Origin of the sequence: Streptomyces sp. MCA2 (assembly GCF_023544705.1) — a bacterium.
GTDB lineage: Bacteria > Actinomycetota > Actinomycetes > Streptomycetales > Streptomycetaceae > Streptomyces > Streptomyces decoyicus.
In genome coordinates this window covers 109,667-124,111 of sequence record NZ_JAMJFM010000027.1, presented here as the reverse complement: position 1 = coordinate 124,111, position 14,445 = coordinate 109,667, and the positions used below count along the sequence as shown (strand labels likewise).

Genomic DNA, 14,445 nt, shown 5'->3' with positions numbered 1-14,445 from the left:
CTGTGTGGTTCCCGGGTTGCGAACAGTCGCAATCGCTGGTTGAACCAAGTTCCACTCTTTTAACTAAAAAGTGTGCTTGTTCGCTAGAACCCGATAGGGTTTCGGTGGTCATTGCGTTAGGGAAACGCCCGGTTACATTTCGAACCCGGAAGCTAAGCCTTTCAGCGCCGATGGTACTGCAGGGGGGACCCTGTGGGAGAGTAGGACGCCGCCGAACAATCTTTCAGGACCCTTGGTCCCAGCGTTCATGCTGGGACCAAGGGTCCTTTTTGTTTTGCCGAAGCGCGCCGAAGTGGTCGGTGCGTGAGAATGAATGCAGTACCTAAGACAGGAGCACGTCGATGTCCACCAACTCTTCCGACGATCGTTCGGAGCGCCGGCCGCAGCGGCGCGACGACGGTGACCGCGGTGGTTTCCGGCGTGACGACCGGGGGCCGCGTCGGGACAACAACGACCGCGGCGGCCGCCCGACCGGCGGCGGTGGCGGCTACGCAGGGCGGGACAACCGCGGTGCTGACCGCGGTGGTGCCCGTCGTGATGACCGTCCGTCCGGCGGCGACCGCGGTGGTTTCCGTGGGGGAGACCGTCGCGACGACCGGCCGCGTGGACCGCGTCGCGATGACGAGCGCGGCGGCGGATTCCGGCGCGATGAGCGGGGTGGAGACCGCCCCGGCTTCCGTCGTGATGACCGTCCGTCGGGTGGCGACCGTGGTGGGTATCGCGGTGGCGAGCGTCGTGATGACCGTCCGTCCGGTGGTGACCGCGGTGGGTTCCGTAGGGATGACCGTCCCTCCGGTGGTGACCGTGGTGGTTTCCGCCGTGACGACCGTCCGTCGGGCGGGGACCGTGGTGGTTTCCGTCGCGATGACCGTCCGTCGGGCGGGGACCGCGGTGGTTTCCGTCGTGACGATCGTCCGTCGGGTGGGGACCGCGGTGGATTCCGCGGTGGCGATCGGCGTGATGACCGCGGTGGCGACCGGGGTGGGTTCCGTAGGGACGATCGTCCCTCCGGTGGTGACCGTGGTGGGTACCGCGGTGGCGACCGGCGCGACGACCGCGGCGGTTTCCGTAGGGATGACCGTCCGTCCGGTGGCGACCGCGGCGGGTTCCGCGGTGGCGACCGGCGCGACGATCGCGGTGGTGACCGCGGTGGGTTCCGTAGGGACGACCGTCCCTCCGGTGGTGACCGTGGTGGGTACCGCGGTGGCGACCGGGGTGGGTTCCGTAGGGATGATGAGCGTGGGCGTCGGCCGTATGGTGCGGGGCGTGGGCGGGATGACCGGCGGGACGATCGGCGGGATGACCGGCGGGACCGGGACCGGGAGCCGATCAAGCGGCTGCCGATTCCGGAGGATGTCACCGGTGACGAGATCGACAAGGATGTGCGTCAGGAGCTGCTGAGCCTGCCGAAGACTCTTGCCGAGGATGTCGCCAAGAACCTGGTGATGGTGGCGAAGCTGCTGGACGAGGACCCGGAGAAGGCGTACGGGTACTCGCGGGTGGCGCTGCGGCTGGCGTCCAGGGTTGCGGCGGTGCGTGAGGCCGCGGGCTTCGCGGCGTACGCGGTCGGCAAGTACAGCGAGGCGCTGGCGGAGTTCCGCGCGGCGCGGCGGATGACCGGCAGCGTGGAGCTGTGGCCCGTCATGGCCGACTGCGAGCGTGGTCTCGGGCGGCCGGAGAAGGCGATGGCCATGGCCGGCGAGCCCGAGGTGCAGAAGCTCGACAAGGCCGGACAGGTCGAGATGCGGCTGGTCGCGGCGGGTGCCCGGCGGGACATGGGGCAGGCGGATGCCGCGGTGGTGACGTTGCAGAGCCCGGAGCTCGCGTCGAGTGCGGTGCACCCGTGGACGGCGCGGCTGCGGTATGCGTACGCGGATGCGCTGCTGGCGGTCGGGCGCGAGGACGAGGCGCGCGAATGGTTCGCCAAGGCGCTGGAGGCCGACCAGGGCGGCACGACGGATGCCTCGGACCGGCTCGCGGAGCTGGACGGGGTGGAGTTCACCGACGCGCTGGATGAGGCCGACGAGCTGGACGAGGCCGCGGACGAGGGTGCGGACGAGGGTGCGCGGGACGACGAGGGGCCGGCGAAGGACTGAGCCGGCCGGCGTCGTGAGATGACGTGCCTGACGTGATGGGCCGAAGGGCGGGATCCCTGTGAGGGGGTCCCGCCCTTCGGTGTTTGGGGGAAGGGTCAGGAGGCCGGTGCGTAGGGGGCGAGGGGGTTGCGGAGGGTGCCGATGAGCTGGAGGGCGCCCGCGGGGTCCTGGAGGTCGACCATCTGCTGGTTGTTGCGCAGCTGGAGGCGGTTGAGGCAGGAGAGGCCGAACTCGTCGGTGAACAGGTCGTACTGGCGGAACTTGTCGGCGAGGTGCGGGGCGGACGCCTGGTAGTCGGTGACGCAGTCGGCGACCGTGCGCCAGAAGGTGTCCTCGTCGAGGGTGCCGAGGTCGGCGAGGGTGGCGCTCAGGAAGCGGAAGAAGCAGTCGAAGACATCGGTGAAGACCGAGAGCAGCTTCTTGTCCTCGGGGACGTCGGCGCGGATGCGCTCGACGGCGGGGGGCAGCACCGCCTGGGGGTCCATGACGGCGATCTCTTCGGCGATGTCCTTGAAGATCACGCGCTCCACGGCGCCGTCCTCGATGACCAGGATGGCGTTCTCGCCGTGCGGCATGAAGACCAGGTCGTAGGCGTAGAAGGAGTGCAGCACGGGGGTGAGATACGCGTCGAGGTAGCGGCGCAGCCAGACGGCGGGCTCCAGGCCGGACTCCTCGATCAGGGCGGCGGCGAACGAGCCGCCGTGGCGGTCGACGTGGAGGAGGGAGGCCATGGTGGCCAGGCGCCGGCCCGGTTCGAGGGCGGGGACGGGGCTCTCGCGCCACAGGGCGGCGAGCATCTTGCGGTACGGGGAGTCCTTGGTGGTGGCGGCCTCGTACTGGCGGTGGCGGTAGCCGAGGGCGGCGCGCTCACGGATGATCGAGAAGCGGGCGGCCTGGAAGGTGTCGTCCGCGGCGATCAGGCGGGCCAGCCAGTCGTTGATGGCCGGGGTGGCCTCCATGTAGGACGCGGACAGGCCGCGCATGAAGCCCATGTTGAGGACGGAGAGCGCCGTTTTGACGTAGTGCTTGTCGGGGCTGGTGGTGTTGAAGAAGGTGCGGATCGACTGCTGGGCCAGGTAGTCGTCGTCGCCGGGGCCCAGGCACACCAGGCGCTGTTCGGCGACTTCGGCGGCGAAGGTGATGGAGAGCTTGTTCCACCACTGCCAGGGGTGGGTGGGGAAGAAGTAGTAGTCGGCGGGGTCGAGGCCGAGGGCGGTGAGGGTGGTGGTGAAGCGGGTGCGGGTCTCGTCGGTGAGTTCGTCGCGGATGAGGGTGTCGTAGTCGAGGTCGGCGCCGGCGGTGAAGGTGGCGTGGTCGCGGTGGGCGGCGAGCCACATGAGCCGCAGGGGGCTCGAGGTTTCCGGGGCGTAGGCGTGGTACTCGTGGATGCCGAAGCCGAGGCGGCCGTTGTTGGCGACGAAGCAGGGGTGGCCCTCGGTCATGCCGGTCTCGATGGCCTGGAAGCCGGACTTGGTGAGTTCGGCGGCGGTGGGCTGCTGGGCGGCGAGTTTGTAGGCGGTGCCGGAGAGGGTGGAGCTGATCTCCTCCAGGTAGACCGGCAGGATCTCGTCGCCGAGGCCCAGTGAGCCGCGCAGTTCGATGAAGAAGGCCACGGCGTCCAGCGGGAGTTCGCTGTCGTCCCGGTGGCGGGTGATGCTCTCGGCGTCGATCTGCCAGTGGTCCAGGGCCAGTCTGCGGGCGGCGAAGCGGTACGCGATGGCGCCGTCGTCGCTGTGGACGACGTACTGGCCGTCCTGCGGGAGGCGCTTGGGGGCGAGCAGCCGCTCATGGGAGAACTCGGCCAGGCCCTTGCGGATCAGCAGGCGGTTGGCGCGGGCCCACAGGCCGGGGGTGAGGTGGGCGACGGCGTCCTGGGCGGAGAGGTGCGGGTTGCCGTCGGACGGGGCGGTCATCGGTGGTCTCCTCGGGTGGCCAGGAACTGGTCGCGGGTGCAGGTGCTGAGGCAGGCGTCTTTGGAGGGGAGCGAAACGGTCCGCAGGACCTCGAAGCCGACGGCCTTGTTGAGGGCGTGTACGGCGGTGTTGCGGGCGTCGGGCTCGACGACGACACGGCGGGTGTCCGGGTCGGCGAAGAGCATCTCCATGACGGTGGTGATCACGGCGAGGGTGAAGCCGTGCACGGGGGCGTCGGTGGGGGCCGACAGGAAGTGCATGCCGACGTCGCCGGGTTCGGCGGCGTGGACGCCGACCAGTTCGCGGTGCGCGGGGTCGTAGCGCTCCATGAGGAAGGCCGGGGTGCCGTTGTGCAGGCCGAGGAAGGCGTCGTGGAAGGGGTCGGCGGCTATCCGCGCGAACTCCTTCTCGACGGCGGCGAGGTCGCACTCCTGCATCAGCCAGAAGGTGGCCTTGGGGTGGGTGACCCAGCGGTGGAGCAGCTCGGCGTCGGCGGACGGGTCGACCGGGCGCAGCGAGAACTCCCCGAGCGCGGCATCGGTGCGGGTGAAGAGCGGGGGCCTCATGCGGGGATCTCCATGGGGTGGTGCGGGCCGGCCGGGGCGGCGAATTCCTGGAAGGCGACGGACTTTTCGACCTGGTAGTACTCGCGGCCGAGCAGCTCTCGGATGATGCAGGCGTTGCGGTACGCGGCCATGCCGAGGTCGGGGGTGACGAAGCCGTGGGTGTGCAGCTCGGCGTTCTGCACGTAGATGCTGTGGCCGCCGGTGTCGATGCTGTAGTTGCGCGCCACGTCGTAGCGGCCGGAGTCGTCCCAGGCGATGCGGTCGCTCACGGGGGTGAGGAAGTCCGGTACGCGGTAGCGGTAGCCGGTGGCGAGGATCAGGCCCTGGGTGTCGAGGGTGAAGTCGGTGCCCTGTTCCTCCTGGCGCAGGCCGAGCGTGTAGGTGCCGCTCGTCTCGTCGTAACCCGCCTGGTGCAGCGCGGTGTTGGTGAGCAGGCGGGTGGGGACGGGGCCGGCCAGGTTCTTCTGGTAGAGCAGATCGAAGATGTCGTTGATCAGCTCGGAGTCGATGCCCTTGTAGAGGTTCTTGTGCTCGGTGTTGAGCCGGTCGCGGGTGGCCGCGGGGAGGGCGTGGAAGTAGTCCACGTACTCCGGGGAGGTCATCTCCAGCGTGAGCTTGGTGTATTCGAGGGGGAAGAAGCGCGGGGAGCGGGTGGCCCAGGTCAGGTGGTAGCCGTGGCTGTCGATGTCCTGGAGGAGGTCGTAGTAGATCTCGGCGGCGCTCTGGCCGCTGCCGATCAGCGTGATGGAGTCCTTGGCCTGGAGGGTGGCCTTGGCGTCCAGGTAGTCGGCGTTGTGCAGCAGATCGCCGCCCAGGCCCTGGCAGGCGTCGGGGAGGTAGGGCGGGGTGCCGGTGCCCAGGACGAGCTTGCGGGCGCGGTAGGTGGTGCGCTCGCCGGTGGGGAGGTGCTCGGCGAGGACGGTGTACAGCTCTTCGCTCTCGTCGTACTCGACGGTGGTGACCCGGTGGCCGAAGCGGACGCTGTCCAGTTTCCCGGCCGCCCAGCGGCAGTAGTCGTTGAACTCGGCGCGCAGCGGATAGAAGTTCTCGCGGATGTAGAACGGGTACAGCCGCCCCGATTCCTTGAGGTAGTTCAGGAACGAGAAGGGGGACGTGGGATCGGCGAGGGTGACCAGGTCGGCCAGGAACGGCACCTGGAGGTGGCTGCTGTCCAGCATCATGCCGGGGTGCCAGTCGAAGGACGCCTTGTCGTCCAGGAACAGGCCGTCGAGTCCGTCGATCGGCTCGGTCAGACAGGCCAGGCCGAGGTTGAACGGGCCCAGGCCGATGGCGATGAAGTCGTAAGGGGCGGACACGAGGTCTCCGATGGGGGGAGGTCTGCGGTGGGGACGGTGGGGAGGGTCAGCGCGCGCTGAGCGCCGGGCGGGGCTGTTCGGCGAGGTAGGCGCCGGCGTGCTCGGCGATCAGGTCGAGGACGGTGGCGATGTCCTCCAGCGTGGTCTCCGGGTTGAGCAGGGTGAACTTGAGGTAGTGGCGGCCGTCGACGACGGTGCCCGCGACGATGGCGTCACCGGAGGCGAAGAGGGCGTCCCGGGCGTGCAGATTGACCCGGTCGCTGAGTTCGGGGTCCTGGTCGGTGCTGGGGACGTAGCGGAAGACCAGGGTGCTCAGCCGGGGCTCGACGACGACGTCGAAGCGGGGGTCGTCGTGGAGGAGTTTCCAGGCGTCCGCGGCGCGGTCGATGACCTCGTCGAAGAGCTCCCCGACGGCGCGGGCGCCCATGATGCGCAGGGTGAGCCAGAGCTTGAGGGCGTCGAAGCGGCGGGTGGTCTGGATCGACTTGTCGACCTGGTTGGGGATGCGCTTCTCCACCATGCGGCGCGGATTGAGATAGTCCGCGTGGTAGGTGACATGCCGCAGGGTGGTGCGGTCGCGGACCAGGATGGCGCTCGAACTGACCGGCTGGAAGAAGGACTTGTGGTAGTCGACGGTCACCGAGTCGGCGCGCTCGATGCCGGTGAGCAGCGCGCGGCGGCGGGAGACCAGCAGGCCGCAGCCGTAGGCGGCGTCGACATGCATCCAGGCGTCGTACCCGGCGCACAGGTCGGCGATCTCGGGGAGCGGGTCGATGGAGCCGAAGTCGGTGGTGCCGGCGGTGGCGACGACGGCCATGGGTATCAGGCCGTCGCGGTGGCAGCGCGCCAGCTCCGCGGCCAGGCTGTCGGTGCGCATCCGCTTGTTCTCGTCGCTGGGGACCGCGATGACGGCCTCCGCGCCCATGCCGAGCAGGGTGGCCGACTTGCGGATGCTGAAGTGGCTGCACTCGGAGGTGAGGATCCGCAGCCGGGGAAGGACGTCCGTGAGCCGGGCGTCGGAGGGCGCGTCGTCGACGGTCAGCGCGCGGCGGCAGGCCTCGTCGCGGGCGAGCAGCATGGCCTGGAGGTTGGACTGGCTGCCGCCGCTGGTGAAGATCCCGTCGGCGTGTTCGCCCAGGCCGATCCGGCCGGCCGTCCAGTCGATGAGCCGGCGCTCGATGAGGGTGCCGCCGGCGCTCTGGTCCCAGGTGTCCAGGGAGGAGTTGACGGCGGAGAGCACGGCCTCGCCGACGAGGGCGGGGATCACCACGGGGCAGTTGAGGTGCGCGAGGTAGCGCGGGTGGTGGAAGTAGACGGCGTCGCGGAGGTAGACCTCTTCGAGTTCGTCGAGCGCGGCGGCGGCGTCGTGCAGCGGGGCATCGAGGTCGACGCCGGAGACGGCGGGCGCGAGGCCGTCGACGGTGATGCCGGTGAACGGGCGGGCGGTGCCGGCGATTTTGGCGCTGATCCGTGTGACGCTCTCGGTGACCGCGCGGTGGTAGCGCGGGGCCGTCTTCTCGTTGAGCAGATATGTCCGGCTGTCGGCCGGGTCCTCGGCGGGGTGCGCGAGGGGACTCATGAAGATGTCCTCCCTGGTGCGGACTTGGCCACGTCCTGCGCAGGGCGAGAGGTGCGCAGGGGCAGGGAGACCCACCCTGGCGACGTGGTTAGGTAAGCCTAACCTAATTACGTCGCAGGGTGGAGTTCGGGGTTCCGGGGAGGGGCCCGGCCCCGGGATTCAGGCTTCGCGGTCGTCCAGGACGCGCAGGACCAGACCCGTGGCGGGCTTGGGTCCGAAGGACGTGGACTTCCGCGGCATCGTCACCCCGTGCTCGGCGAGTTGACGGACCGTCTCCTCGGAGGTGGCGCGCATCAGGACCGCGGTGCCGCCGTGCCGGGCGGCCTGTTCGACGGCGGCCCCGGTGTGATGCAGATAGCTGATGTCCGACGGGTGGTCAGGGATGTGCCAGACCTCGTCCAGCAGGACGGAGTGCAGCACCGTGGCGTCCAGCTGCCGCCAGGCCTCGGGCCGGTCCCGGCGGATCGTACGGTCCAGCAGGCCGGGGTCGGGACGGTCCAGGAGGTGGAAGGAGTCCGGCCCGCCGGCGAGGACGAAGGCGGTGCCGGGCGTCTCCTGGAGGGTCTCCAGCGCGGTCGGCAGGTCCCCCGGGAGGCTGCGGGCGCGGAAGGCACCGGCCAGGTCCGCCAGCGCCTTGGCGGGCGGCAGATGCGGCAGTACGCGGTGGATCGCGCGGACCTGGAGCGGGTAGCGGGCGGTGTCGACCAGCAGCACCAGGCCGGAGGCCCACGGCGAGGCGGCGCTGGCGCCGGGCTGCTGCTCGTACAGCCGCTGATAGGTCGCCCAGCGGTGGTGGCCGTCGGCGATCAGCGCCTGCCGGCGGCCGAGATCGTCGTGGATGGCGTCGAGGTCGGCGGGGTCGGTGACCGCCCAGAGGCGGTGCGCGAAGCCGTCCTCGGTGGTGGTGGCCAGCAGCGGGTCGCGCTCCACCGTGCGTTCGATGACCGCGGCGGCGCCGGTCGCGGTGCCCTGGCCGCGGTAGGACAGCAGCAACGGTTCGAAATTGGCGGCCGCCGCGCGCATCAGGGCGGCCCGGTCCTCGACCACCTCCGGGATGACGCCCTCGTGCGGCAGCACGGGACCGTCCAGGCCCAGCGCCCCGATCAGCCCGCGCTGGAGCAGCTCGCCGGAGCGCTGCTCGTAGACGTACAGCGCCGGCTCCGCGTCCTGCGTCAGCACGCCCTCGGCGCGCCAGCGGCGCAGGGTGTCGGCGGCCTGGCGGTGGCGGGTGGTCGGGTCCGCGGCGTGCGGGAGGATCAGCCGGACGATGTTGTACGGGTCGGCGGTCTCCAAGTGGCGCACGCCGTCCGGCCGGACCACCACGTCATAGGGCGGGGACGTCACGGCGGTCAGACTGCTGACCCGGTCCTGGTCGTAACGCAGTCCGCGGAACGGGAGAAGGCGGAGGCCGTCGGTACTGGTCATTGAAGAATGCTATGCCGCCGGGCCGATGAGGGAAGATCGGGGCACAGCCCGTGCGTGGCTGGAAATATCGGTATGCGCGATACGGAGAACTGTGCATCCGGCGGCGCGGTGAGCGTGCCCCCGGTACGCGGCGGAGTTCTTCGTACGACGTGTGGGAGTGAGGAGCCGGACGGCATGGAGGAGCAGGTTCGCAGGCAGCCCGACGGGTGCCGGCGCGCGCTGAGCGAGGCGTATGACACGGCGCTGCTGGATCTGGACGGGGTCGTCTACGCCGGCGGACAGGCCATCGCGCATGCCGTGGAGTCGCTGACGAGCGCGCGGGACGGCGGTATGCACCTCGCATATGTGACCAATAACGCCGCCCGGACCCCGCAGGCCGTCGCCGGCCAACTCTCCGGTTTCGGGCTGCCGACCGGTCCGGACGATGTGATCACTTCGGCGCAGGCGGTGGCACGGCTGATCGCCGAGCAGGTGCCGCCGGGCGCGCGGGTGCTGGCCGTCGGCGGTGAGGGGCTGTGGGTGGCGCTGCGCGAGCGTGGTCTCGAACCCGTCCGCTCCGCGGACGACGACCCGGCGGCCGTGGTGCAGGGCTTTGACCCCTCGCTGGACTGGGAGCGGCTGGCGCAGGCCGCGTACGCGGTGCAGCGCGGCGTGCCGTGGTTCGCGTCCAACACCGATCTGACGATCCCCAAGGAGCAGGGGATCGCCCCCGGCAACGGTGCGTTGGTGGAGGTGGTCCGGATCGCGGCGGGCGGATCGCCGCAGGTGGCGGGCAAGCCGCAGCCGCCGATGCACCGGGAGACGGTGCTGCGGACCGGGGCGCGGCGGCCGCTGGTGATCGGCGACCGGCTCGACACCGACATCGAGGGCGCCACCAACGGCGAGGTCGACTCGCTGCTCGTGCTCACCGGTGTCACCACCCCCGCCGAGCTGCTGGCCGCCCCGCCGCAGCACCGTCCCGCCTACGTGGACCGGGACCTGCGCGGGCTGCTGAGCCCGCAGCCCGAGGTGACCGCGGACGACGGCGGCTTCCGCTGTGGCGGCTGGCGGGCCGAGGCGGCCGGCGACGCGCTCGTCGTGACGGGGGAGGGGACGCCGGTGGACGGGCTGCGGGCGCTGTGCGCGGCGGCCTGGACGGCTGCGGGGGACGGCAGTTGCGGGGCGGACGCGGGGAAGGCGCTGGCGCGGATCGGGATGTGAGGAAGGGGGCCCGGCTCCTGGGGGCCGGGCCTTTGACGGGCGGATCAGTCCTCGTCGGTGGTCGTCGCGGCGGCCGCGGTCAGCTCCGCGATCAGGTCCTCCTCGGTGGCGCCCCGGCGCCAGTAGCCGGTGAACTTCACGGCCCTGCGGTCGATCCCGCGCTCGCGGACGAGGTGCCGGCGCACCGCCTTGACGGTCCCGGACTCGCCGGCGACCCAGGCGTACGGCGTGCCCTCGGGCAGCTCGGCGGCGCGCAGTGCGTCGAGCACCGGCTCGCCGCCCGCGGCACTCGCCTCGTCCCGGACGAGCCAGCTGATGTCGGCATCGGCGAAGGTCGGCAGCCGCTGCCGGTCGTCCTCGTGCGCGATCTCGATCCAGACCTTGGCCCGGGTGCCGGGGGAGAGCCAGGACAGGATGCCGGCGATCGCGGGCAGTGCCGTCTCGTCGCCGGTGATCAGGATCCAGTCGGTGCCGGCCGGCGGCCGGAAGTCGACGCCGCCGTTGTCCTCGACGGCCGGGCCGAGGACGGTCAGCCGGTCGCCGGGCCGGGCGTGGGCGGCCCAGCGGGAGGCGGGTCCGCCCGCCGTGGCAGCGGCCCCCGGCCCGGCGCCGTGCAGCGCGAAGTCGACGTCGAACTCCCCTGAATCGGGGCGCTGTTCGCGGATCGTGTACGAGCGCATCACCGCGCGCTCGGCCGGATCCTGCGCCCGCCAGGCGGTGTACCAGCCGTCGCCGGTGTCGTGGAAGACCGGCGAGTCCTGGTGGGGCTGCGGGAGGAAGAGCTTGAAGCGCTGGTCCCGGCCGCCGGAGGCCAGCTCCGCGAGCCGTTCGCCGCCGAAAGTGATCCGCACCATGGAGGGGCTCAGCCGCCGGGACCGCACGACGTGCACATCGAAGAAGCGGAACGGTGCGGTGGAGGGGGCGGCGGTCGTGGTCATGCGGGGAACCTCCCGGGACGGTGGCAGGGGTGGGCGGGGCCGCGGCGGACCGCTGCGGCCGGGGGGCGGCGGATCGGCCGCGGCCGTACGTCAGTTGGCCTTCTTGGCGCCCTCGATCGCCTTGGCGAGCGACTCGATGAGCGGTGCGGCGCCCGCGTAGGAGAAGCGCGGCTCGCTCGACCAGGGGGTGATCTGGCCGGCCTTGACGGCGGGCAGCTTCGCCCAGGAGGGCTTGGCAGCCAGTTCCTTGGGCTGGAGGGTGGCGGTCCGGTTGTCCAGCAGCAGGACATCGGCCTTGTACTTGTCGGCGTTCTCCCAGCTCAGGCTCTCGAAGTAGCCGCCCTTGTCCAGGTGGTCGGGGACGATCAGGTCGACGCCGAGGGACTTGTAGTACATGAGGTCGGCGTTGATGCCGGGGTTGGAGGCGTAGAAGAGGTCGGGGCTGCCGGAGCAGGCGAGCACCTTGACCGGGTGGGACTTGGCGGCCTTGCGCAGCGCCGCGGAGGCCTTCTCGAAGCGGGCCTTGGCGTCGGTGACCTTCTTGGCGTTCAGGTCGGCGCCGAGCGACTTCGCCAGGTCGGCGTAGCGCTCGATGATCTTGACGAGCGGGACCCGGGACGAGGTGATGGCGACGGTCTTCGCCAGCGGGGTGATCTTGTCCTTGCTGTCGTCCGGTACGAACCACAGCGCGTCCGGCTCGTACATGTTCGTGACCAGCAGGTCGGGCCGCAGGGCCGCGTACTTCTCGACGTTGAACTGGTTGTAGGCGTTGCCGATGATGGTGACCTTGTCGACATCCAGGTCACCGGCCTGCGGGTCGGGCTTGCCGTTCTTGAGCTTGGTGGGGCCGAAGACGCCGACGATCTGGTCGTCGATCCCGAAGTCGTGCAGTGCGGCGGCGGTGCCGGTGAAGGCGACGATGCGCTGCGGGGTGTTCTTGAGGGACACTTTCTGCTTACGGTCGTCGGTGAACGACCACGGGCCCGTCTTGGCGTTGCTGTTGGCGCCCCCCGAGCCCTTGTCTCCGCCGCATGCGGCAAGCAGGGCGCCGATGCCGAGGGCACCGCCCGCGGCCAGGATGCCGCGACGGGACGGGGTGACGCTACGGGAGGTGCTCATGATGGTTGTGCTTCTCTCTGGGAGGGGCGGGTCAATCGAATGTGAGGGTAGGCTAACCTAACCATCGTGTTGGTTGACAGTCCCCCCGAAGCAACAACGGCCCCGGTCCCCGTGACCCCCCGGAGGCGGCATCTCCTGCGCTCCGCGGGGCTGGTGGCCGCCGTGGCCGTACTGGCCGTGATCACCGTCCTCGGTATCGCCGTCGGCGCGAAACAGATCCCCCTCGACCAGGTGTGGCACGGGGTGTTCCACTACTCCGGCTCCGACACCGACGTGGTCATCCGCGATGTCCGCTTTCCCCGCACCCTGCTCGGCCTGATCGTCGGCGCCGCGCTCGGTCTGGCCGGCACGGTCATGCAGGCGCTGACCCGAAACCCCCTCGCGGACCCCGGAGTTCTCGGCATCAACGCCGGCGCCTCGGCCGCGGTCGTCTCCGCCATCAGCTTCTTCGGCGTCACCTCGCTGAGCGGCTATGTGTGGTTCGCGTTCGCCGGCGCCGCGGTGGTCTCCGTCGCGGTGTACGTCCTCGGCGGCACCCGCAGCGCCACCCCCGTACGGCTCGCCCTCGCCGGTACCGCGCTGACCGCCGTCCTCGTCGGCTACATCAACGCCGTCAACCTGATGGACACCGCGGCGCTGGACAAGATGCGCTTCTGGACGGTGGGTTCGCTGGCCGCGGCCACCATGCCGACGGTCAGCCATATCGCGCCATTTCTCGCGGTGGGCGGCCTCCTCGCGCTGCTGATCGCCCGGCCGCTGAACGCCCTCGCGCTCGGCGACGACCAGGCGCGGGCGCTGGGTGCCCGGCTGACCCGCACCCGGGTGCTGGCGATGCTCGCCGTCACCCTGCTGTGCGGCGGGGCGACCGCCGCCTGCGGCCCGATCGTCTATGTGGGCCTGATGGTTCCGCATGCCGTACGGGCCATCACCGGGCCCGACATGCGCTGGATCCTGCCGTACTCCGCGGTGCTCTCGCCGGTCCTGCTGCTCGGCGCGGATGTCCTCGGCCGGGTGGTGGCCCGGCCCGGCGAACTACAGGTCGGCATCGTCACGGCCGTCGTCGGCGGCCCCGTCTTCATCTATCTCGTACGGCGTCGGAGGATGGCCCAGCTGTGAGCGCGACTGTGAAGTCCCGGAAGGGCACCGAGGAGGAGACCGGGGCGGCCGCGAAGGCCGGGCGCGGACGGCGGGCGGGGACGGCCCGGCGGGTCACGGTGCTGCGTACCAGGGGCGGGCTGTCCGTGCGCCTGGACGTGCCCGCCGTGGTGGTCGGAGCGGTGCTGCTGGCCGTCGCGCTGGCCGCCGGTATCGCACTGATCGGCTCCGGTGACTACCCGATGACCCCGGCCGAGGTGATCAGCACGCTGACCGGCGGCGGCAACGCCGGCCAGGTGTTCATCGTGCAGGATCTGCGGCTGCCGCGCGTGCTGGTGGGGCTGCTGGTCGGCGCCGCGTTCGGGATCGCCGGGGCGGTCTTCCAGACCGTCTCGCGCAACCCGCTGGGCAGCCCGGACGTCCTCGGATTCGCGCAGGGTTCGTCCGTCGGCGCGCTGGTCGCCATCGTCTACTTCCAGGCGGGGACCTTCGCGGTCGCCGCCGGAGCGGTCGTCGGCGGCGTGCTCACCGGCATCGCGATCTTCCTGCTCGCATGGAAGCGCGGGATCCACGGCTACCGCTTCGTCCTCGTCGGCATCGGCGCCGGCGCGATGCTCTACGCGATGGTGCTCTTCCTGCTGACCAAGGCGAACATCGTCGAGGCGACCCGGGCCACCACCTGGATGACCGGTTCCCTCAACGGCCGTGACTGGGACCAGCTCCGGCCGCTCGCCGCCGTCTGCGTCGTCCTCGTCCCGCTGCTGCTGTGCTACGGGCGTCCGCTGCGCATGCTGGAGATGGGCGACGACGCCGCGAGCGCGCTGGGCGTACGGGTCGACCGGGTCCGCATCGTCGTTCTGCTGGCGGCGGTCGTGCTCGTCGCCGCCGCCACCGCCGCGGCCGGGCCGATCTCCTTCGTGGCACTCACCGCACCGCAGCTGGCCCGGCGGCTGTCGCTCCCGCGCTTCCTCAAGGGCACGGGCCGGGGTGCGCCCCTGCCCGGCCCCAATCTGCTGCTGTCCGCCCTCATGGGTGCCGTGCTGCTGGTCGGCGCGGACTGGACCGCACAACGGCTCTTCGGCGCCGACCAGCTGCCGGTGGGCGTGCTGACCGGTGTCCTCGGCGGCGGCTATCTGCTGTGGCTGCTGGCCACGGAGCGCAAGTCGGGACGGATATGAGCGGCCGGGGGCGACCCGTG

At 70.9% G+C, this 14,445-nt stretch carries 11 protein-coding genes, 1 rRNA gene and 1 pseudogene; 6 read left to right on the top strand and 7 right to left on the bottom strand.

All coding sequences use genetic code 11. The features are described from left to right. The first annotated feature begins 100 nt into the window (after nt 1–100). The 3 genes and pseudogenes from rrf (at nt 101) to M8I34_RS22790 (ending at nt 2,096) form a co-directional block, all read left to right on the top strand. Nucleotides 101–217, top strand: a 5S ribosomal RNA gene (gene rrf, locus M8I34_RS22800). A 355-nt stretch (nt 218–572) separates the two neighbouring features. Then, nucleotides 573–1,316, top strand: a pseudogene (locus M8I34_RS22795) (hypothetical protein); the annotation flags it as partial. Nucleotides 1,317–1,337: 21 nt separating this feature from the next. Next, on the top strand, nt 1,338–2,096 hold the full coding sequence (locus M8I34_RS22790; RefSeq protein ID WP_250051844.1) for a tetratricopeptide repeat protein: 759 nt from the start codon (nt 1,338–1,340) through the stop codon (nt 2,094–2,096). Nucleotides 2,097–2,191: 95 nt separating this feature from the next. Here the strand turns inward: M8I34_RS22790 and M8I34_RS22785 are convergent, their stop codons facing one another. From M8I34_RS22785 to M8I34_RS22765, 5 genes are all read right to left on the bottom strand, one after another. Beyond that, nucleotides 2,192–4,009, bottom strand: coding sequence for an IucA/IucC family siderophore biosynthesis protein (locus M8I34_RS22785; protein ID WP_250051823.1), 1,818 nt, complete (start codon nt 4,007–4,009; stop codon nt 2,192–2,194). Next, a complete protein-coding gene (locus tag M8I34_RS22780; protein ID WP_250051821.1) occupies nt 4,006–4,575 on the bottom strand; it encodes a GNAT family N-acetyltransferase in 570 nt (189 codons plus the stop codon). Before M8I34_RS22780 ends, M8I34_RS22785 begins: the two co-directional genes overlap by 4 nt. Continuing rightward, nucleotides 4,572–5,891 (bottom strand): lysine N(6)-hydroxylase/L-ornithine N(5)-oxygenase family protein, encoded by a 1,320-nt coding sequence (locus M8I34_RS22775; protein ID WP_250051819.1) that lies wholly within the window; start codon nt 5,889–5,891, stop codon nt 4,572–4,574. The genes M8I34_RS22780 and M8I34_RS22775 overlap by 4 nt, the downstream gene beginning before the upstream one ends. 46 nt (nt 5,892–5,937) lie before the next feature. Then, the gene (locus tag M8I34_RS22770) at nt 5,938–7,470 is read right to left on the bottom strand and encodes an aspartate aminotransferase family protein (protein WP_250051817.1); all 1,533 of its coding nucleotides are present in this window, start codon (nt 7,468–7,470) and stop codon (nt 5,938–5,940) included. A gap of 159 nt (nt 7,471–7,629) precedes the next feature. After that, nucleotides 7,630–8,895 carry a DUF1015 family protein gene (locus M8I34_RS22765; RefSeq protein ID WP_250051815.1) on the bottom strand — a complete coding sequence of 422 codons (1,266 nt, stop codon included), beginning with the start codon at nt 8,893–8,895 and terminating at the stop codon, nt 7,630–7,632. A gap of 174 nt (nt 8,896–9,069) precedes the next feature. Here M8I34_RS22765 and M8I34_RS22760 point away from each other — a divergent pair, with 174 nt between their 5' ends. Beyond that, nucleotides 9,070–10,095, top strand: a complete 1,026-nt coding sequence (locus M8I34_RS22760) for an HAD-IIA family hydrolase (protein ID WP_250051812.1) — start codon at nt 9,070–9,072, stop codon at nt 10,093–10,095. Nucleotides 10,096–10,139: 44 nt separating this feature from the next. On the opposite strand, the gene M8I34_RS22755 is transcribed toward M8I34_RS22760, so the two are convergent. Next, nucleotides 10,140–11,033: a siderophore-interacting protein gene (locus M8I34_RS22755; RefSeq protein WP_250051810.1), complete on the bottom strand. Its 894-nt coding sequence runs from the start codon at nt 11,031–11,033 to the stop codon at nt 10,140–10,142. Nucleotides 11,034–11,123: 90 nt separating this feature from the next. Continuing rightward, nucleotides 11,124–12,152, bottom strand: a complete 1,029-nt coding sequence (locus tag M8I34_RS22750; RefSeq protein ID WP_250051808.1) for an ABC transporter substrate-binding protein — start codon at nt 12,150–12,152, stop codon at nt 11,124–11,126. A gap of 111 nt (nt 12,153–12,263) precedes the next feature. On the opposite strand from M8I34_RS22750, the gene M8I34_RS22745 reads away from it, so the two are divergent. Beyond that, nucleotides 12,264–13,268, top strand: a complete 1,005-nt coding sequence (locus tag M8I34_RS22745) for an iron ABC transporter permease (protein ID WP_250051806.1) — start codon at nt 12,264–12,266, stop codon at nt 13,266–13,268. Then, on the top strand, nt 13,265–14,425 hold the full coding sequence (locus M8I34_RS22740; RefSeq protein ID WP_374210970.1) for a FecCD family ABC transporter permease: 1,161 nt from the start codon (nt 13,265–13,267) through the stop codon (nt 14,423–14,425). Before M8I34_RS22745 ends, M8I34_RS22740 begins: the two co-directional genes overlap by 4 nt. Nucleotides 14,426–14,445: the final 20 nt, after the last annotated feature.